The 18,608-nt window shown below is 73.1% G+C and carries 15 protein-coding genes; 1 reads left to right on the top strand and 14 read right to left on the bottom strand.

The genetic code is table 11. The features are described 5' to 3' along the window. Positions 1-57: 57 nt before the first annotated feature. The gene (locus ABT300_RS03945) at positions 58-1,221 is read left to right on the top strand and encodes a PQQ-dependent sugar dehydrogenase (protein WP_351671729.1); all 1,164 of its coding nucleotides are present in this window, start codon (positions 58-60) and stop codon (positions 1,219-1,221) included. A 9-nt stretch (positions 1,222-1,230) separates the two neighbouring features. Here ABT300_RS03945 and ABT300_RS03940 read toward each other — a convergent pair whose 3' ends face one another. The 14 genes from ABT300_RS03940 to ABT300_RS03875 all read right to left on the bottom strand — a co-directional run bounded on the left by ABT300_RS03940 (position 1,231) and on the right by ABT300_RS03875 (position 18,604). Continuing rightward, a complete protein-coding gene (locus ABT300_RS03940) occupies positions 1,231-1,482 on the bottom strand; it encodes a DUF6191 domain-containing protein (protein WP_351671726.1) in 252 nt (83 codons plus the stop codon). Positions 1,483-1,526: 44 nt separating this feature from the next. Continuing rightward, on the bottom strand, positions 1,527-4,595 hold the full coding sequence (locus ABT300_RS03935; protein WP_351671723.1) for a helix-turn-helix transcriptional regulator: 3,069 nt from the start codon (positions 4,593-4,595) through the stop codon (positions 1,527-1,529). Between the two features lie 95 nt (positions 4,596-4,690). Next, complete coding sequence (locus ABT300_RS03930) at positions 4,691-4,885, bottom strand: hypothetical protein (protein ID WP_319277508.1); 195 nt, start codon at positions 4,883-4,885, stop codon at positions 4,691-4,693. 215 nt (positions 4,886-5,100) lie between these two features. Then, positions 5,101-5,736, bottom strand: a complete 636-nt coding sequence (locus tag ABT300_RS03925) for a hypothetical protein (protein ID WP_351671720.1) — start codon at positions 5,734-5,736, stop codon at positions 5,101-5,103. Between the two features lie 35 nt (positions 5,737-5,771). Next, positions 5,772-6,347: a GNAT family N-acetyltransferase gene (locus tag ABT300_RS03920; protein WP_351671717.1), complete on the bottom strand. Its 576-nt coding sequence runs from the start codon at positions 6,345-6,347 to the stop codon at positions 5,772-5,774. Beyond that, the gene (locus ABT300_RS03915) at positions 6,325-8,589 is read right to left on the bottom strand and encodes an MMPL family transporter (protein ID WP_351671714.1); all 2,265 of its coding nucleotides are present in this window, start codon (positions 8,587-8,589) and stop codon (positions 6,325-6,327) included. The genes ABT300_RS03920 and ABT300_RS03915 overlap by 23 nt, the downstream gene beginning before the upstream one ends. A gap of 299 nt (positions 8,590-8,888) precedes the next feature. Beyond that, entirely contained in the window at positions 8,889-9,200 is a 312-nt protein-coding gene (locus tag ABT300_RS03910) for a hypothetical protein (protein WP_351671711.1), read from the bottom strand. 85 nt (positions 9,201-9,285) lie between these two features. After that, on the bottom strand, positions 9,286-10,800 hold the full coding sequence (gene gatB, locus ABT300_RS03905; RefSeq protein ID WP_351671708.1) for an Asp-tRNA(Asn)/Glu-tRNA(Gln) amidotransferase subunit GatB: 1,515 nt from the start codon (positions 10,798-10,800) through the stop codon (positions 9,286-9,288). Positions 10,801-10,815: 15 nt separating this feature from the next. After that, complete coding sequence (locus ABT300_RS03900; RefSeq protein ID WP_069770484.1) at positions 10,816-11,055, bottom strand: hypothetical protein; 240 nt, start codon at positions 11,053-11,055, stop codon at positions 10,816-10,818. Further along, entirely contained in the window at positions 11,052-12,554 is a 1,503-nt protein-coding gene (gene gatA, locus ABT300_RS03895) for an Asp-tRNA(Asn)/Glu-tRNA(Gln) amidotransferase subunit GatA (RefSeq protein ID WP_351671704.1), read from the bottom strand. The genes ABT300_RS03900 and gatA overlap by 4 nt, the downstream gene beginning before the upstream one ends. Before the next feature lie 5 nt (positions 12,555-12,559). Then, the gene (gatC, locus tag ABT300_RS03890; RefSeq protein WP_007384860.1) at positions 12,560-12,856 is read right to left on the bottom strand and encodes an Asp-tRNA(Asn)/Glu-tRNA(Gln) amidotransferase subunit GatC; all 297 of its coding nucleotides are present in this window, start codon (positions 12,854-12,856) and stop codon (positions 12,560-12,562) included. 100 nt (positions 12,857-12,956) lie between these two features. Further along, complete coding sequence (locus ABT300_RS03885; RefSeq protein ID WP_351671700.1) at positions 12,957-15,194, bottom strand: putative bifunctional diguanylate cyclase/phosphodiesterase; 2,238 nt, start codon at positions 15,192-15,194, stop codon at positions 12,957-12,959. Between the two features lie 201 nt (positions 15,195-15,395). Further along, positions 15,396-17,588: an NAD-dependent DNA ligase LigA gene (gene ligA / locus ABT300_RS03880; RefSeq protein ID WP_351671697.1), complete on the bottom strand. Its 2,193-nt coding sequence runs from the start codon at positions 17,586-17,588 to the stop codon at positions 15,396-15,398. A 14-nt stretch (positions 17,589-17,602) separates the two neighbouring features. Next, positions 17,603-18,604: a methionine synthase gene (locus tag ABT300_RS03875; RefSeq protein WP_351671694.1), complete on the bottom strand. Its 1,002-nt coding sequence runs from the start codon at positions 18,602-18,604 to the stop codon at positions 17,603-17,605. Positions 18,605-18,608 lie beyond the last annotated feature (4 nt).

Here is an 18,608-nt window from a genome sequence, read left to right as displayed (position 1 = left end):
AGGCTCCGCCGGCGTAAGACAGGTGTAGCCCGCCGAGGGACCCGTGTCGAAGGGACCATGATCGTGCGACGTCGAGCTGTGTCGGCCGTGCTGGCCACGGGCGCCCTGTTGGTGACGGCCGGCTGTTCCTCCGGCGCCGGAGGGTCGCCCGGCGCCTCCGCCAGCGCCTCCCCGGGGAGCGCGTCCGCCGCCCGGACCGCTCCGGCCGCCGAGGAGACCCCGCCCGCGAAGGGCACGGTCGACGTGGTGCGCACGGTGGCCGAGGGCCTGAACACGCCCTGGGGCCTCGCGCCCCTCCCCGAGGGCGGACTGCTGGTCGGCTCGCGCGACGAGGGCACGATCACGCGGGTGGACGAGAAGACGGGCGCGAAGACGGAGCTGGGCGAGGTGCCGGGGGTCTCCGCGGCCGGTGAGGGCGGCCTGCTGGGCCTCGCCCTCTCCCCCGACTACGCCTCCGACCACATGGTCTACGCGTACTTCACCTCGGTCTCCGACAACCGCGTCGTCCGCATGCTCTACGACGCGAAGCGACCGGCCGGCGATCAGCTGGGGGCGCCCGACACGGTCTTCAAGGGCATCCCCAAAGGCATGATCCACAACGGCGGCCGGATCGCCTTCGGTCCCGACCGGCAGCTGTACATCGGCACCGGCGAGAACGGCGACCGGGGGCTGGCGCAGGACAAGAAGTCCCTCGGCGGCAAGATCCTGCGGCTGACCCCGGAGGGCGAGCCGGCCCCCGGCAACCCGTTCCCGGACTCTCCGGTGTACTCGTACGGCCACCGCAATGTGCAGGGGCTGGCCTGGGACGCGAAGCAGCGCCTGTTCGCGTCGGAGTTCGGCCAGAACACCTGGGACGAGCTGAACGCGATCGAACCCGGCGCCGACTACGGCTGGCCCGCGGCCGAGGGCGCGTCCAAGGACGCGAAGTACCGCGACCCGACAGCCCAGTGGCACACCGACGAGGCCTCACCGAGCGGCATCGCGTACGCCGAGGGCTCGATCTGGATGGCGGGGCTGCGGGGGCAGCGGCTGTGGCGCGTCCCGCTGAAGGGCACGGCCGTCTCCGCGGATCCGCAGGCCTTCCTCAAGGGCGAGTACGGGCGGCTGCGCACGGTGGTGGCGGCGGGCGGCGACAAGCTGTGGGTCACCACCAGCGCCACGGACGGCCGCGGCGCCCCGAAGAAGGGGGACGACCGGATTCTGGAGCTGCGCGTGACCTGACCGCCGCCGTCACCCCTCCCCCGCGGTGGGCCTCTCCCCCGCGGTGGGCCTCTCCTCCGCGGGTTCGTCCCGCGCCGGTACCTCCCGCGCCGGCGGCTCCGGTTCGGGCGGGCGGACCACGACCTTTCCTGAGGCGAGGTCTATCGGCCCGCGTCCGGGATCGGCGTCGCCGACGTCCTCCCGGGTCAGCTCCAGCCGGTTCTGCTCGTCCCGGGTGTGCTTGCGGCCCGGTGAGAAGAGTTCCTCGAAGGCGTTGAACATCGCTCTCCTCTGCCGGGTCGCGGTCGGCCTGCCCCGTGTCGCGATTATCGCGCGATCAGCCCGTTTCCGGCCTTCGGCGGGAACAGCCCCAGCCGGTGGGCCACCGCCGCCGCCTCTCCCCGGCCCGACACCTCGAGCTTCGACAGGATGTTCGAGACGTGCACACTGGCCGTCTTCGGGGAGATGAACAGCTCCTCGGCGATCTGCCGGTTGGTGCGGCCGGCCGAGACCAGACGCAGTACGTCGCGTTCGCGGCTGGTGAGACCGAGAGCGGCGAGCGGGTCCGCGGGTCCGGCCGGGGCGTCCGGCGGGCCCGCGACGGTGGTCCGGGGCAGCCGGGCGCGCCGGCCCAGCAGGGCGACGGCGTCGGCGAGCGGACGGGCCCCGAGGTGGACGGCGACCGCGTGCGCGAGGCGCAGAAGCTCGGCGGCCCGCTCGCGTTCGGCGTCCCCGCCGACGGCGAGCAGCGCCTCGGCCGTCCGGCGCCGGACGCGGGCCAGGTCGTAGGGGCGTTCCAGACACTCGAAGGCGGCGACCGCCTCGGACCAGTCCTCCGGGTCGTTGCGGCCCTCCGCGCGGGCGAGTTCGGCGTGGAGCCACAGCGCGTGCGCCTGCCAGACGGGGGCGACTGCGGCGAGCGTCTTCGCCGCCCGACGGATCCGGACCGCCGACCCGGCGCCGGTCCCGGCGACCGCGTCGAGCGCGGAGACCGCGGTGAGCAGCAGGGGCCAGGCGTAGCGCTGGGCGCCGGGCGGGAATCCGACGTCCAGGGCGTGTTCCAGGTGGGACCGGGCGTCGGCGGGGCGGTCCTCGGCCACGGCGAGGGCGATGGCGAGGCGGGCGAGCGGGAGACGGTCCTGCGGCACGTGTTCGCGGAAGCCGAAGCAGCGGTGGGCGGCGTCCAGTCGGCGGCCCGCCTCGGCGAGGTCGCCCCGGGCCAGGGCGAGTTCGGCGCGCAGCGTGGCGTGGACGCCCTTGACGGCCACCCCCCGGGCGATCCGGCCCGCCTCGGCGCTCGCACGGTCGGCCTCGTCCCAGCGGCCCAGCGACAACAGGGACTCCGCGAGGTTGGCCTGCACACACGCCTCGGTGTCCGGCAGCCCCTGCCGTCGGGCGTAGAGCAGTCCCTCCGTCATGATCGCGACGGCTTCCCGGGAGCGTCCGACCGCCTCCAGTTCGGAGGGGAGGTTCACATAGGCGTCGAGCGCGACGGTGGGGATGTCCTCGGCGAGCGCCCGGTCCTTGACCTCGGTCAGCTCGGTGAGACCGGTCTCGATGTGCCCGGCGTCGACCATGAGGATGCCCAGGATCTGGCGGGCCTTGAGCTCGGTCTCGCGGGCGCCGACCATCCGGGCGTACTCCACCGCCCGCTCGGCGGCGCGGTAGGCGTCCGGTCCCGGCACATGGAGCGCCGACCAGCCGGCGGCGTGGGCGAGCACCTCGGCGTGCACCTCGCTGGGCGGCAGGCCGCGCATCAGCTCCTGTGCCCGGGCCAGCTCCTCACGGCCGCTGCCCCGGCCCAGGGAACGCACCAGACGGGAGCGCTGCACCCAGAACCAGGCGGCGCACAGGGGGTCGCCGTCCTCGTCCTCGAGCAGCCGCAGCGCCCGCTTGGCGATCTTCAGCGCGCGTTCGCGTTCTCCGCAGTAGCGGCCCGCGACGGCGGCCTCCGCCAGGAGGTCGAGGTAACGCAGCGGGGCAGCGGGGTCGCGGCCGCCGGGCGTCCCCTCGCGCGGTTCGGGCGGCCCGGACGGGTACGCCTCGGCGTGGTCGACGGGGCGCAGCGCGGCCCTGACCTCCGGCGGGGCGGCTTCCCACAGCTCCATCGCCCGCTCCAGGAGCCGCAGTTGCTCGCTGTAGGCGCGGCGGCGGCGGGCTTCGACGGACGCGTCGAGAACGGCGGGCAGCGCCTTGGCCGGGTCGTGGGCGTGGTACCAGTAGCTGGCCAGCCGCAGGACGCGCTCGTCGGCGGGGACGAGCGTCGGGTCGGCCTGCAGGGCCTCGGCGTAGCGGCGGTTGAGGCGGGAGCGTTCCCCGGGCAGGAGATCGTCGCTCACGGCCTCGCGGACCAGGGAGTGGCGGAAGCGGTAGCCGTCCCCGTCGGGCGCCGCGAGCAGCAGATGGGCGTTGACGGCGGCGCGCAGGGCGTCGATCAGATCGTCCTCGGCGAGCCGGGCGACGGCCTCCAGCAGCCGGTACTCGACGGTGGAGCCGCCCTCGGCGACGATCCGGGCGACGCTCTGGGCGCAGTCGGGCAGCGTCTCGACGCGGACGAGGAGCAGGTCGCGCAGGGAGTCGGTGAGACCGGTGCGGCAGCCCTCGTGGGCGGCGACGGCGAGTTCCTCGACGAAGAAGGCGTTGCCGTCGGAGCGTTCGAAGATGGCGTCGACCTGTGCGGGGTCGGGTTCGCGGGCCAGGATGCCGGCGATCTGACGGCCGACCTCGTCCCGGGTGAAGCGGGCGAGTTCGAGACGCCGCACGGTGCGCAGCCGTTCGAGCTCGGCGAGCAGGGGGCGCAGCGGGTGACGGCGGTGGATGTCGTCCGCGCGGTAGGTGGCGACGACGACGAGGCGGCCGGCGCGCAGGGTGCGCAGCAGATAGGACAGCAGATGGCGGGTGGAGGCGTCGGCCCAGTGGAGGTCCTCCAGGACGAGGACGACCGTGCGGTCGGCGGCGACGCGTTCCAGGAGGCGCGCGACGAGTTCGAAGAGCCGGGCCGTGCCCTCCTCGTCGTGCCGTCCGGCCGTGCTCCGACCGCACTCCGGCAGCAGCCGGGCGAGTTCGTCCTCCTGTCCGGCGGCGGCCGCCGCGAACTCGTCCGGCAGGGCCCGGCGCAGGGCTCGCAGGGCGGTGGAGAACGGGGCGAAGGGCAGTCCGTCCGCGCCGATCTCGACGCAGCCGCCGACCGCGACGACGGCGCCGCCACCGCGGCCCGCGGTCACCGCGAACTCCTCGACGAGCCTGGTCTTGCCGACCCCGGCCTCGCCGCCGACGAGCAACGCCCGGGCCTCTCCCGCGGCGGCCCGGGAGAGCGCGTCGTGCAGGATGTCCAGCTCGTCGCAGCGGCCGACGAAGACGGGGCTGACGGACGTGTTCTCCACGGGGGCGAGCATGGCATGCGGGCGCGAGGGGAGCCCAGCGGATATCGCCGGGCCCCCGGTGGGCGGACGGCCGACCCCCGTGCGGCCGCCCGCCACCGCCGCGGCGGTCACGCCGTCCGGGGGAACCGGAGCCGGCGCAGACGGTGCGTATGGGACTCGGACTCGGCGCCCCCGCTCGCGCGTTCCTCGGCCGCGCGGCGGGCGGCGCGAGCGCCTCGGGCGACGGTGCGGGCGAGCCGCTCGTCGGCGGCCCGGCGGCGCAGTTCGGCGGACCGGGCCTGGTGGAGCTCGTACTCGTACATCGTGTGTCTCCCGGGAGATCGGTTTCGGCTTCGCTTGCTGCGATGCCTCAACCTTCGTCTCCCAGGGGGGTCCGCCACATCGGGAGAGTTCCGCATCTTCGGCGGGCGGCGGGGCCTTAGACGCGCCCGAGGGGCCTCAGAGCCGGCCGTAAGGTGCTTACGGCGGCCCTGAGGCCCCTCATGGTCTCCTGAGATCCCTCGTGGTCCGCGGAGACTCAGGGCGCGGAGGGCAGGCCGAGCAACGCGTCGGTGTACTTGAGCACGGCCAGCAGCAGCCCGATGACGCCGAGCGCGACGCCCGCCCAGGAGACCGACTTGATCCAGGCCGCCTGCGGCCGGGCCGGGCTGCCGAAGGCCGGGCGGGCGAGCACGACGACGCCGGTGACCAGCGCGGTCAGCGCGAAGAGTCCGGCCCACAGGGCGGTGATCTGCCAGGCGTCGCCGTAGATCGCCTGCATCTGCTGGGCGACGCTCAAGCCGCCGGCCGAGGTCTTTAGCTGGCCGACGAGGCTCTGGCGCGCACCGGCGACGGTGCCGACCCAGCTGCCGGTCAGCGACACGAAGCCGAGGACCGCGGAGACGACCGCGCCCGCTCCCTGCCCCACGCCGACGGACTCCGCCCGGAGCGCCTCGGTGCCGTCGGCGCCGTCGGCGTCCTCGGCAGCCCCGGTGTCCTCGGCGTCCTGCGCGGCCTGCGCGTCCTGTGCGGCGGCCTCCCCGGAGTCCGCGAGCTCCCCGGTCTCCGTCGCGCGGTCGTCGGCGTCGGTCTTGGTGACGTCCGCCTTCTCCTCGTCGGTCGTGGCCCCGGCGCCGGTCTCGGCCCCGGCCTGGTCAGCAGTCTTGGTTCCCATACCTCGCACCGTACGGACGCTCTCTGAGAGGTCCCTTAGAGATCGTTGTGAGCGGCGCCCGCGCGAGCGTCGCGCCACTCCTGGGCCAGCACGGACCACACCTCGAGGTCGTGCCGCTCCCCACGATAGGGGTAGGCCTGGCGGCGGACGCCGTCACGGGTCATCCCGAGACGCCGGGCGACGTTCAGGCTGGCCGTGTTCCCGGCGGAGGCGATCCACTCGACCCGCTGGATCCCGCGCTGCTCCACCGCGTGGTCGATCAGGACCCGCACGGCCCGGGTGATCAGTCCGCGCCCGGTCGCGGCGGGCTCCAGCCAGCAGCCGACCTCGCAGTTGGCGGTCGCGGCGTCGAAGTTCAGCAGGAGCGCGCCGCCCACCAGACGGCCGTCTGCCCACAGGCCGTGCAGCGAGCCGGTGTCGGCGGCGCGCATGTCGGCGTACCGCCGCAGGGTCTCCCGCGCGGTCGCCGCGTCGACGGCCTTCGCGCCGAAGGGGACGTACCGGTTGATGAAGTCCCGGCCGCGCTGCAGATGCGTCAGGAACTCCTCGGCGTGCCAGGTCTCCAGGGGGCGCAGCTCGGCTCCGTCGTCACCCAGCGATATCGCGTACATCCGGCCGCGGCTCCCTCTCGAGTTCCTCCAGTGCCCCGGCGAGCCTCTCATGGGCGGCCCGGCACTCGGGCGGCTCGATGCTGATCCGCGGCAGGCGCCGGTCGAGGGCGCGGGGCAGCCACCAGTTGGCGCCGCCGAGCAGGTGCATGAGGGCGGGGACGAGCAGGGTGCGCAGCACGAAGGCGTCCAGGGCGACGGCGGCGGCGAGCGCGATGCCGAACATGGCGATCACCCGGTCGCCGCTGAGCACGAAGGCGAGGAAGACCGAGATCATGATGACGGCGGCCGAGTTGATGACCCGGCTGGTCTCGGCGAGGCCGACGCGGACCGCGCGCCGGTTGTCGCCGGTCTCCAGCCACTCCTCGTACATCCGGCTGACCAGGAAGACCTGGTAGTCCATGGAGAGGCCGAAGAGGACCGACACCATGATCACGGGGAGGAAGGGCTCTATGGGCCCGGCGCGGCCGAGTCCCAGCAGCTCGCTGCCCCAGCCCCACTGGAAGACGGCCACGACGATCCCGAAGGCGGCGGCGACGGCGGCCACGTTCATCACGGCGGCCTTCAGCGGGATGCCCACGGACCGGAACGCGAGCAGGAGCAGCAGACAGCCGAGGCCGATGACGACGCCCACGAAGAGCGGCAGCTTGTCGACGATGACGTCGGCGAAGTCGTCGTAGCCGGCGGTGACGCCGCCGACCTGCACGTCGAGGGAGGTGCCCGCCTCGGCGCGGGGCAGCACCTCGGTGCGCAGCCGGTCGACGAGTTCGCTGGTGTGCTGCGACTGCGGGGCGGACGTCGGGACCACCGTCAGGTACGCGGTGCGGCCGTCGGAGGCGAAGGTCACCGGCGTCACCGACGCCACGCCCTCGGTGGTGCGCAGGGCGGTGTCGAGGTTGTCCAGGGCGAGCCGGTCCTCGGCGCCGCCGACGCGGGTCACCAGGGTCAGCGGGCCGTTGACGCCGGGCCCGAAGCCTCCCCCGTTCCCGGTCGCGCCGGGGCGGGAGTCGCCCTGGGCGAGGAGGTCGTAGGCCTGGCGGGTGGTGGCCGTCTCCGGGCCGTTGCCCTGGTCGGAGGTCCCGAGGCGGAGGGAGAAGGTGGGCACGGCGAGGACGCCGATGACGACCAGGGCGAGCGCGCCGAGGAGCTTGGGGCGGCGCTCCACGAACGCCGACCAGCGGGCGGCGAGCCCGGTCGGCAGCTCCGGCTGGGGCCCGTGTTCGGTGAGGCTGCGGCGTTCGCGGCGGCTGAGGGCCCGCATGCCGATGAGGGACAGCAGGGCGGGCAGCAGCGTCACGGAGGCCGCGACGGTGAGGACGACGGTCAGCGAGGCGGCGATCGCCACGCCGCCCAGGAAGCTCAGGCGCAGGATCAGCATGCCGAGCAGGGCGATGCACACGGTGGCGCCCGCGAAGACGACCGCGCGACCTGTGGTGGTGACGGCGTTCGCGGCGGCCTCGGCGACCGGCAGCCCGCGTTTGAGCCCGCGCCGGTGTCGGGTCACGATGAACAGCGCGTAGTCGATGCCGACGCCGAGCCCGATGAGCATGCCGAGCATGGGCGCGAAGTCGGCGACCGTCATGGCGTGCCCGAGCAGCACGATCCCGGCGTAGGCGGTGCCCACGCCGACCAGGGCGGTGGCGATGGGCAGGGCCGAGGCGGCGAGCGAGCCGAAGGCGAGGAACAGCACGACCGCGGCCACCACCACGCCGACGACCTCGGCGAGATGCCCGCCGGAGGACTCGGTGAGCGCGATCGCGCTGCCGCCCAGCTCGACCTGGAGCCCGTCGGTCTCGGCGGCCTTGGCGGCGTCGACGACGGCCCGGGCCTCGCCCTCGTCGACGTCCTCGGCGCGGTCGTCGAAGGCGACCGTCGCGTAGGCGGTGTGCCCGTCCCTGCTGATCTGCGCCTTGCCCTGCTCGCCGTAGGGACCGGCGACGGAGGCCACGCCGGGCAGACCGGCGATCTTCTCCAGCGTCCGGGTCATGGTCTGTTCGACGTCGGCGTCGCTCACCGAGCCGGCCGCGGTGTGCCAGACGACGGTGTCGCTGTCGCCGCCGAGGTCGGGGAAGCCCTCGGTGAGCAGTTGGGTGGCGCGGCCGGACTCGGTGCCGGGGACCTCGTAGTCGTTGGAGTACGCGGCGCCGGCGACGGCGGCCGCCGTGGCCGTGCCGCCCAGGGCGAGGAGCCAGAGCAGGACCACCAGCAGGCGGTTGCGGACACACCAACGCGCGAGGGCTGCCACAGCTGTGCTCCCGGAGGACGAATTGTGGATCTTTGACCGGGAATCAGCCAGCAAAGAACGTATGAGCGATCTGGGATCACTCTTGCAGGCGGAAAAGATCGAATGACGCGTTCGTGTGTCTTTTCACAAGAGTGGGAGACAGATCACAGGACAATCACGGTGTCCCTGTCGGGCCATGTCAGCCCTGCCATGCCGGTCCGGCCGCGCCCGTCTCGCCGCGCCCGTCTCGCCATGTCCGTCTCGCCGCTCCATCCGGCCGCGCCCGCGTGGCCCCGCCCGTCCGGCCGCGCAGGGCGGCGTCAGTCCGACTGGTCTCCGAGCGCCATCACCATCACGCCGGCGATGAGCAGCCACAGGGCGCGCCGGGTGCGGCCCCGGGCGCCGAGGAACGCGGCGAGCGCGCAGACGGCGGCGCCGAGCGCGTAGGCCGAGGGGACGAGGGCCGGAACGGAGCGGCCGAGGCGCACGAGGGACGCGGCGAGGCCGGCGAGGGTGAGCAGGGCGCCGGCGACGGTCGCCGTCCAGCGGGCCCGCCGGGCCTCCTCGGCGCCGTACGCCTCGTCCGGGTCCTCCATGTCGCTGTGGGCGTCGGAGTCGGTTCGTGCGCTCATGGCGGGCGAGCGTAGCGCGTCCGGCCGGGAACGCGGCCAGGGGTGCACCGGCGAACCGGTGCACCCCTGGTGGCTCGCGAAGGGCTCAGCCCTCGCTGACGCCCAGCTTCTCCAGGATCAGCTCCTTGACGCGGGCCGCGTCGGCCTGACCGCGCGTGGCCTTCATCACGGCGCCGACCAGCGCGCCGGCCGCGGCCACCTTGCCGCCGCGGATCTTGTCGGCGATGCCCGGGTTGCCGGCGATGGCCTCGTCGACGGCCGTGCCCAGCGCCGAGTCGTCGGAGACGACCTTCAGCCCGCGCTTGTCGACGACCTCGTCCGGGTCGCCCTCGCCCGCGAGGACGCCCTCGATGACCTGGCGGGCCAGCTTGTCGTTCAGGTCGCCGGAGCTCACCAGTGCGGCGACCCGGGCGACCTGCTGCGGCGTGATGGCCAGCTCGTCGAGCGCGACGCCCGACTCGTTGGCGCTGCGGGCCAGTTCGCCCATCCACCACTTGCGGGCGGACGCCGCGTCGGCGCCGGCGTCGATCGTGGCGACGATCGGGTCCAGTGCGCCGGCGTTGAGGATCGACTGCATGTCGGTGGCGGAGATCCCCCACTCGGCGAGCAGCCGGCCCCGGCGAACCAGCGGCAGCTCCGGCAGCCCTGCGCGGATCTCCTCGACCCACTCGCGGGACGGGGCGACCGGGACGAGGTCGGGCTCCGGGAAGTACCGGTAGTCCTCGGCCTCCTCCTTCACGCGGCCCGAGGTCGTGGACCCGGTGTCCTCGTGGAAGTGGCGGGTCTCCTGGACGATCGTGCCGCCGCCGTTGAGCACGGCCGCGTGCCGCATGATCTCGAAGCGGGCCGCACGCTCCACGGACCGCAGCGAGTTCACGTTCTTCGTCTCGGAGCGCGTGCCGAACTTCTCGCGGCCGTGCGGCCGCAGCGACAGGTTCACGTCGCAGCGCATCTGGCCCATCTCCATACGGGCCTCGGAGACGCCGAGCGCCTTGATGACCTCGCGCAGCTCACGCACGTACGCCCGGGCCACCTCGGGGGCCCGCTCGCCGGCGCCCTCGATCGGCTTGGTGACGATCTCGATGAGCGGGATGCCGGCGCGGTTGTAGTCCAGCAGGGAGTGGGACGCGCCGTGGATGCGGCCGGTGGCGCCGCCGACGTGGGTCGACTTGCCGGTGTCCTCCTCCATGTGGGCGCGCTCGATCTCCACGCGGAAGGTCTCGCCGTCCTCCAGCTGCACGTCGAGGTAGCCGTTGAAGGCGATGGGCTCGTCGTACTGGGAGGTCTGGAAGTTCTTCGGCATGTCCGGATAGAAGTAGTTCTTCCGGGCGAAGCGGCACCACTCGGCGATCTCGCAGTTCAGCGCGAGACCGATCTTGATCGCCGACTCGATGCCGATCGCGTTGACGACCGGGAGCGCGCCGGGCAGGCCGAGGCAGGTGGGGCAGGTCTGCGTGTTGGCGTCCCTGCCGAGCTCGGTCGAGCAGCCGCAGAACATCTTGGTCTTGGTGCCGAGTTCGACATGGACCTCGAGGCCCATGACGGGGTCGTACGACGCCAGCGCGTCCTCGTACGACACCAGGTCGGTCGTGGTGGTCACGGTGAAACTTCCCTCTCAGCCCAGCAGGACGTCGTCGTCGCCCAGCCGCTTCAGCTCGCGGTAGAGGATGGCGAGGCCGGTGACGATGGCGACGGCGGACACGGTGGCGTCGATCAGGACCAGGGTGTCCTTCTCGGCGCGGGCCTTCTTCAGCCGCTTGGCGACGCCGATCGCGCCGAAGGCGGTGCCGGCGATGGACAGGTACGTGCCGGACTTGGACTTCTTGAAGCCCTTGGCCTTGTTCAGTGCACTCACAGCGACGGAGCCTCCTCGATGAGCGGGTGACCCCACCTTTCCACGAAGGCGGCCTCGACGGCGGCGCCGACCTTGTACAGCCGGTCGTCCTTCAGCGCCGGGGCGATGATCTGCAGGCCCACCGGGAGGTTGTCCTCCGGGGCGAGACCGCAGGGCAGCGACATGGCCGCGTTGCCCGCGAGGTTGGTCGGGATGGTGCACAGGTCGGCCAGGTACATCGCCATCGGGTCGTCGGCGCGCTCGCCGATCGCGAAGGCGGTGGTCGGCGTCGTGGGCGACACGATCACGTCGACCTGCTCGAAGGCCTTCTCGAAGTCCCGCGTGATGAGCGTGCGGACCTTCTGCGCGGAGCCGTAGTAGGCGTCGTAGTAACCGCTCGACAGGGCGTACGTGCCGAGCATGATGCGGCGCTTGACCTCGGGGCCGAAGCCCGCCTCACGGGTGAGGGAGGTGACGTCCTCGGCCGAGCGGGTGCCGTCGTCGCCGGTGCGGCGGCCGTAGCGCAGACCGTCGAAGCGGGCGAGGTTGGAGGAGCACTCGGAGGGCGCGATCAGGTAGTACGCCGACAGCGCGAGGTCGAAGGACGGGCAGTCCAGCTCGACGATCTCGGCGCCCAGCTCCTTCAGCAGCGCGACGGACTCGTCGAACCGCTGGATGACGCCGGCCTGGTAGCCCTCGCCGCGGAACTGCTTGACGACGCCGACGCGCATGCCGTCGACGCTGCCGTTGCGGGCGGCCTCGACGACCGGCGGGACGGGCGCGTCGATCGACGTCGAGTCCAGCGGGTCGTGCCCGGCGATGACCTCGTGCAGCAGCGCCGCGTCGAGGACGGTGCGGGCGCAGGGGCCTCCCTGGTCGAGGGAGGACGAGAAGGCGACCATGCCGTAGCGGGAGACCGCGCCGTACGTCGGCTTCACGCCGACCGTGCCGGTGACGGCGGCGGGCTGGCGGATGGAGCCGCCGGTGTCGGTGCCGATGGCGAGCGGCGCCTGGAAGGAGGCGAGCGCGGCGGACGAACCGCCGCCGGAGCCGCCGGGGATCTTGGAGAGGTCCCAGGGGTTGCCGGTCGGGCCGTAGGCGCTGTTCTCGGTGGAGGACCCCATGGCGAACTCGTCCATGTTGGTCTTGCCGAGGATGACGACGTCGGCGGCCTTCAGCCGCTTGGTGACCGTCGCGTCGTACGGCGGGATCCAGCCCTCGAGGATCTTGGAGCCGACGGTCGTCGGGATGCCCTCGGTGGTGAAGATGTCCTTGAGCGCGAGCGGGACGCCGGCCAGCGGGCCGAGCTTCTCGCCCCGCTCCCGCTTCTCGTCGACGGCGCGGGCCTGCGCGAGCGCGCCCTCGCGGTCGACGTGCAGGAAGGCGTGGACCTTCTCGTCGACGGCCTCGATACGGGCCAGGTGGGCCTCGGTGACCTGGACGGCCGTGAGCTCGCCGGAGGCGATCCTCGCGGCGGTCTCGGCGGCGGTGAGCCTGATGATGGTGACGTTGTCCGTCATGGCGGTTAGTCCTCCCCCAGGATCTGCGGCACCTTGAAACGCTGCTGCTCCTGGGCCGGGGCGCCGGAGAGCGCCTGCTCGGGGGTGAGCGACGGACGGACCTCGTCCGCCCGCATGACGTTGGTCAGCGGGAGCGGGTGCGAGGTCGGCGGTACGTCTTGGTCGGCGACCTCGCTGACGCGGGCGACCGCGCCGATGATGTCGTCCAGCTGTCCCGCGAAGTGCTCGAGCTCTTCGGGCTTCAGCTCCAGACGCGCCAGCCGGGCGAGGTGGGCGACCTCCTCGCGCGTGATGCCAGGCATGCAGCGTTCCTCTGGGGTGGAGTGAGTGTGTGGTCCGGGCCCAATCCTAGGGTGCTGTGCGCCCTGCCCGTGAAACGCTTTCGTCACCGGCCCGCGAGGGCTACTCGTCCGCGGCGGCCGCGGGCAGGGCCGCCCGCGGGCGCTGCCAGCCGCGCGAGCCCCTGGCCCGCAGCCACGCCGTCGTCTCGTCCGCCGGCATCGCGGCCGCCACCAGCCAGCCCTGGACGGCGTCGCAGCCCAGGTCGCGCAGGCGTTCCCAGGTCTCGTCGTCCTCGACGCCCTCGGCGACGACCAGGAGCCCCAGGGAATGCGCGAGGTCGACCGTGCAGCGCACGATCTCCGCGTCCTCGGCGTCGACGGCCAGCCGCGCCACGAAGGAACGGTCGATCTTCAGCTCGCTCACCGGCAGCCGGCGCAGGTGCACCAGGGAGGAGTAGCCGGTGCCGAAGTCGTCGAGGGACATCTTCACGCCGTGGCCGGTCAGTCCGTTGAGGGTGTCGGCGGCGCGCTGCGGGTCCTCCAGGAGGACGTGCTCGGTGATCTCCAACTGGAGCGCTCCCGCCGGCACTCCGTGCCGGGCGAGGCGCGCCGCGACCGATCCCGCGAAGCCCGGCGTGTGGACGTCGCGCGGGGAGACGTTGACCGCGACCGGCACGAACAGCCCCTGGGCCCGCCAACGGGCGACCTGGCCGAGCGCCGTGTCCAGCACGTACTCGGTGAGGTGCGGCATCAGCCCGGACGACTCGGCGATCGCTATGAACTCGTCCGGCGGAACCTTCCCGCGCTCCGGGTGCACCCAGCGCACCAGCGCCTCCAGCCCGGCCACCTGTCCGTCGAAGCGGACCTTCGGCTGGTAGTGCAGCTGCACCTCGTGCGCGTCGAGCGCGCGCCGCAGGTCGCCCAGCAGGCCGAGCCGGTCGGGGGTGTTGGAGTCGCGTTTGGACTCGTACACCTCGACGCCCGTGCGGTCCCGCTTGGCCTGGTACATCGCCACGTCGGCCCGGCGCAGCATGCCCTCGGCGTCGAGCGCGTGCTCGGGGAAGACGGCGACGCCCGCGCTGGCCTCCAGGACGAGCGTGAGTCCGTCGAGGTCGAGCGGCGAGCTGAGGTCGGACACCAGCCCGCGGGCGACCCGGGTCGCCGAGGTCGTGGAGTCGGCGACGGGCAGTAAGACGGCGAACTCGTCCCCGCCGAGCCGGGCGACCTCCGCTCCGCGCGGGAGGGCGAGCTTCAGCCGCTCGGCTATCTGGAGCAGCAGCCGGTCCCCGGCGAGGTGGCCGAGGGTGTCGTTGACCGAGCGGAAGCGGTCGAGGTCGATCAGCATCAGGGCGGAGCGGGCGCCGATGCGCTCGGCGTCGTCCAGGGCGGTCCAGATGCGCTCCAGGAGCCACTGACGGTTGGGCAGGCCGGTGAGCGGGTCGCGCAGCTGCTCCTCGGCGCGGGCGCGGGCCATCCACAGGGTGGAGTCGAGGGCGATGAGCGGGATGGCGAACAGCGGCAGCAGGATCGGCTTGGCCACGGCCACCACGCAGATCAGCGGTGCGATGCCGAGCAGGGCGACCGCGACGAGGCCCTGTCTGACCAGGGCCGTCCGGGCGACGGTGGGCAGTCCGCCGAGGCGGGGCGCGTGCAGGTACCAGAGCAGGACACGGGTGACGGCGAGGTAGGCGACGGCCACCAGGACCACCTGTGGTCCGGTGTAGACCGTCCAACTGTCGGGCGTCCAGGGGCGTTCCACCGAGGGTATCCGTCCGCAGGCCGCGAGCAGCAGGGCGCCCGCGCCGATGCCGAGGATGTCCACCGCGCCGTGCAGGACGCCCTGCCGCCAGCGGTGGCGCCGGGCTATGCCGACCAGGACGACGACGGTGAGGCTGACCATGCCGGCCGGCACCCACCCGTACAGCAGCAGGACGGCGAGGGTGAGCGCGGCGCCGGAGCCGGTGCCGCCCCACCACCGGGCGCGGCCGAGGAGGACCAGGTGGCCGACGACGACGCCGGCGAGGACGGCCAGCGCCCAGCCGGTCGTGCCGGACGGGAAGAGGGCCCGGTGGTCGGTGTAGGCGCGGAAGAACCCGGCGCCGAGGACGAGGGCGGCGACCCCGACGACCGACGCGGGCAGGGTGGGCAGGGACGGCTGACGGCCGGTGTGGGCGCCGGGCGCCCCGAGGGGCGGCGCGGCGAAGCCGCCGGCGTCGGGCCGCGGTGCGGTGTGCGGCACGTACGTCTCCGCGGCCGGTCGCCGCTCGGAGCGCCCCGTCCACCGGTTTCCCCACCGGACGCCGGCCACCCGGCGCCGGCGCAGCCATGACTCCGGGGCGGCGCTCTCGGTCGGTTCCATTCCCGTCCCTCTCACAGCCGGCGGTGCCCACGCCACGCGGCCCGTTGCCCTGACAACCCTGGGCACGGCAGGCGCACGCCTCAACAGTAGGCCGCAGAAGGCTTCCACGGGCAGCGGTCGTCGACGGTTGCCCAATTGCGCCCCGGCCACCCGTATGCATCTGGTATGCGCCAATCGGGTGGCCTTCAACCGCCGTCGCGCCTACTCCTCGGCGGAAAGCGCCACTTCAGCAGCCGCTTCGGGCCCTTGTTCCAGGAGAACGGAGAAGCCGTCCTCGTTCAGAACAGGAACCTTCAGCTGCATTGCCTTGTCATATTTCGATCCAGGATTGTCACCCACCACAACGAAAGATGTCTTTTTCGAAACCGAACCGGTCACCTTCGCCCCACGGGTCTGCAGGGCGTCCTTGGCGCCGTCACGGGTGAAGCGCTCCAGAGTGCCGGTGACGACGACCGTCAGGCCCTCCAGCGGACGCGGGCCCTCGTCCTCCTCGGAGCTCTCCTCCTCCATGCGGACGCCGGCGGCCTTCCACTTGCGGAGGATCTCCTGGTGCCACTCCTCGGCGAACCACTCCTTGAGCGAGGCCGCGATGATGGATCCGACCCCGTCGGTGTTCGCCAGCTCCTCCTCGGTCGCCTGCTCGATGCGCTCGATCGAGCGGAACTCACGCGCCAGCGCCTCGGCCGCGACCGGACCGACGTGCCGGATCGAGAGGCCGGTGAGGACACGCGCCAGCGGGCGGTCCTTGGCCGCCGCGATGTTCTCCAGCATGGCCACCGCGTTCTTCCGCGGCTCGCCCTGCTGGTTGGCGAAGACCGTGGCGATCTTCTCCTCGCCCGTCTTCGGGTCCCGCTTGGGCAGACCGCTGTCCTGGTCGAGCACATAGGCCCGGATGGGCAGCAACTGGTCGACGGTGAGGTCGAACAGGTCGCCCTCGTCGGCCAGCGGCGGCTGCGCGGGCTCCAGCGGGCGGGTGAGGGCGGCGGCGGCGACATAGCCGAACTGCTCGATGTCCAGCGCCTTGCGGCCCGCCAGGTAGAACAGGCGCTCGCGGAGCTGGGCCGGGCAGCTGCGGGCGTTCGGGCAGCGCAGGTCGACGTCGCCCTCCTTCATCGGCCGCAGGGGGGTCTCGCACTCCGGGCACTCGGCGGGCATCACGAACTCGCGCTCGCTGCCGTCGCGCAGGTCGACGACCGGGCCGAGGATCTCCGGGATCACGTCACCCGCCTTGCGCAGCACCACGGTGTCGCCGATGAGCACGCCCTTGGCCTTGACGACGTCCTGGTTGTGCAGGGTGGCGAACTCGACCTCTGAGCCGGCCACCGTCACCGGCTCCACCTGGGCGTACGGCGTCACGCGGCCGGTACGGCCGACGCCCACGCGGATGTTGACCAGGCGGGTGTTGACCTCCTCCGGCGCGTACTTGTAGGCGATCGCCCAGCGCGGCGCACGGGCCGTGGAGCCGAGCCGGCCCTGCAGCCGGATCTCGTCGAGCTTGACGACCACCCCGTCGATCTCGTGCGCCACCGAGTGCCGGTTCTCGCCGTAGTACGCGATGAACGCCCGCACCGCGTCGAGGTCGCCGACCACCCTGTTGTGAGGGGAGGTGGGCAGGCCCCAGGTCTTGAGGAGGTCGTAGGCCTCGGAGAGGCGGGTCAGGCCCTCGTAGCCCTCCAGGGCGCCGATGCCGTGCACGACCATGTGCAGCGGGCGGGAGGCGGTGACGCGCGGGTCCTTCTGGCGCAGCGATCCGGCCGCCGCGTTGCGCGGGTTGGCGAACGGCTTGTCGCCGGCCTCGACCAGACGGGCGTTGAGCTCCTCGAACTTCTCCATCGGGAAGAACACCTCGCCGCGGATCTCCACGAGCGAGGGCACCCCGTCGCCCGTGAGACGCTCCGGGATCTCCGCGATGGTGCGCACGTTGGGCGTGATGTCCTCGCCCGTGCGGCCGTCGCCGCGGGTCGCCGCACGCGTGAGACGGCCGTTCTCGTAGGTCAGGTTGACGGCCAGGCCGTCCACCTTGAGCTCGCACAGGAAGTGGTACGCGGAGGCTCCGACGTCGCGGTGGACGCGCTCGGCCCACGCGGCCAGCTCCAGGTCGTCGAAGGCGTTGTCGAGCGACAGCATCCGCTCGCGGTGCTGGACGGCCGTGAACTCCGTGGCGTACGCGCCCGCGACCTTCTGGGTCGGGGAGTCGGGCGTGCGCAGCTCGGGGTGCTCCTCCTCCAGCGCCTCGAGGGCGCGCAGCAGCCGGTCGAACTCCGCGTCGCTGACGACGGGAGCGTCCTTCACGTAGTACCGGAAGCGGTGCTCCTCGATCTGCTCGGCGAGCTGCGCGTGCTGCTCCCGCGCCTCGCTGGGCACCGTCGTCTCCGCCTGCCTGTCGCCGGCCACCGTGTGTCCTCCCGTCACTCAGGGTCGTCCGCGAGGGATCTCGCCGCCCGGACGCAGTGGGCGAAGGCCCGGCGGGCGTATCCGGGGGAAGCGCCCGCGAGGCCGCACGACGGCGTGAGCGTGACCGCCTCCGCGAGAAGCCCGGGTCGCAGTCCCAGTCGGCGCCACAGCGTCCTGACACCCATGACGCTACCGGCAGGGTCTGACAATGGGGCGTCCACGCCCGGCACGACACCGGCGAAGAGCCGGGTGCCCGCCTCGACCGCCTCGCCGATCACGTCGTCGTCACGCTCGGTGAGGAGCGAGAAGTCGAAGGAGACCGCGGCCGCCCCGGACCGCCGCAGCAGGGCGAACGGGACGTCCGGCGCACACGAGTGGACCACGACGGGCCCCTCGCCGTGCACCCCGACGACGTCCCGCAGCGTGCCCTCCACGACCTGCCGGTCCACCGCGCGGTGCGTCCGGTAGCCGCTGGCGCTCCGCACGTGGCCGCGGAGCACGGCGGTGAGGGACGGCTCGTCGAGCTGGAGCACGACGTCCGCGCCGGGCACCCGTCGGCGCACCTCGGCGAGGTGGAGCCGCAGGCCCTCGGCGAGGGAGCCGGCGAGATCGCGGCAGGCGCCGGGATCGGACAGGGCGACCTCCCCGTTCCTGAGCTCCAGTGCGGCGGCGAGGGTCCAGGGCCCGACCGCCTGCACCTTCAGCTGCCCCTCGTAGCCCTGGGTGTGCTCCTCCAGTGCGTCGAGGTCCTCCCGCAGCCAGGACCGGGCCCGTTTGGTGTCCCGGCCCGGCCGGTCGCCGATCCGCCAGCCGCTGGGCTCCACGCGCGCGTACAGCTCGACGAGCAGGCCCGCGCTGCGGCCGATCATGTCCGCGCCGGGTCCACGGGCCGGCAGCTCGGCGAGGAAGGGGAAGTCCTCGAAGGACCCGGTGACGGTCTTGGCGGCCTCGCGGGCGTCGCCGCCCGGCAGGGAGCCGACGCCGGTGGCCGGGCCGAAACTGAAGTCTGCGTTCACGGGT

The organism is Streptomyces sp. NPDC001027, from assembly GCF_040299045.1.
Taxonomy (GTDB): Bacteria; Actinomycetota; Actinomycetes; order Streptomycetales; family Streptomycetaceae; genus Streptomyces.
Note: the sequence above shows the minus strand (reverse complement) of the source record. Positions and strands in the feature narration are given on the sequence as shown.

What these genes read in the sequence shown, in the direction of transcription:
- ABT300_RS03945 (WP_351671729.1), top strand. Translation starts at nt 58, where the DNA reads ATGATCGTGCGACGTCGAGCTGTGTCGGCCGTGCTGGCCACGGGCGCC.
- ABT300_RS03940 (WP_351671726.1), bottom strand. Translation starts at nt 1,482, where the DNA reads ATGTTCAACGCCTTCGAGGAACTCTTCTCACCGGGCCGCAAGCACACC.
- ABT300_RS03935 (WP_351671723.1), bottom strand. Translation starts at nt 4,595, where the DNA reads ATGCTCGCCCCCGTGGAGAACACGTCCGTCAGCCCCGTCTTCGTCGGC.
- ABT300_RS03930 (WP_319277508.1), bottom strand. Translation starts at nt 4,885, where the DNA reads ATGTACGAGTACGAGCTCCACCAGGCCCGGTCCGCCGAACTGCGCCGC.
- ABT300_RS03925 (WP_351671720.1), bottom strand. Translation starts at nt 5,736, where the DNA reads ATGGGAACCAAGACTGCTGACCAGGCCGGGGCCGAGACCGGCGCCGGG.
- ABT300_RS03920 (WP_351671717.1), bottom strand. Translation starts at nt 6,347, where the DNA reads ATGTACGCGATATCGCTGGGTGACGACGGAGCCGAGCTGCGCCCCCTG.
- ABT300_RS03910 (WP_351671711.1), bottom strand. Translation starts at nt 9,200, where the DNA reads ATGAGCGCACGAACCGACTCCGACGCCCACAGCGACATGGAGGACCCG.
- gatA (WP_351671704.1), bottom strand. Translation starts at nt 12,554, where the DNA reads ATGACGGACAACGTCACCATCATCAGGCTCACCGCCGCCGAGACCGCC.
- gatC (WP_007384860.1), bottom strand. Translation starts at nt 12,856, where the DNA reads ATGCCTGGCATCACGCGCGAGGAGGTCGCCCACCTCGCCCGGCTGGCG.
- ABT300_RS03885 (WP_351671700.1), bottom strand. Translation starts at nt 15,194, where the DNA reads ATGGAACCGACCGAGAGCGCCGCCCCGGAGTCATGGCTGCGCCGGCGC.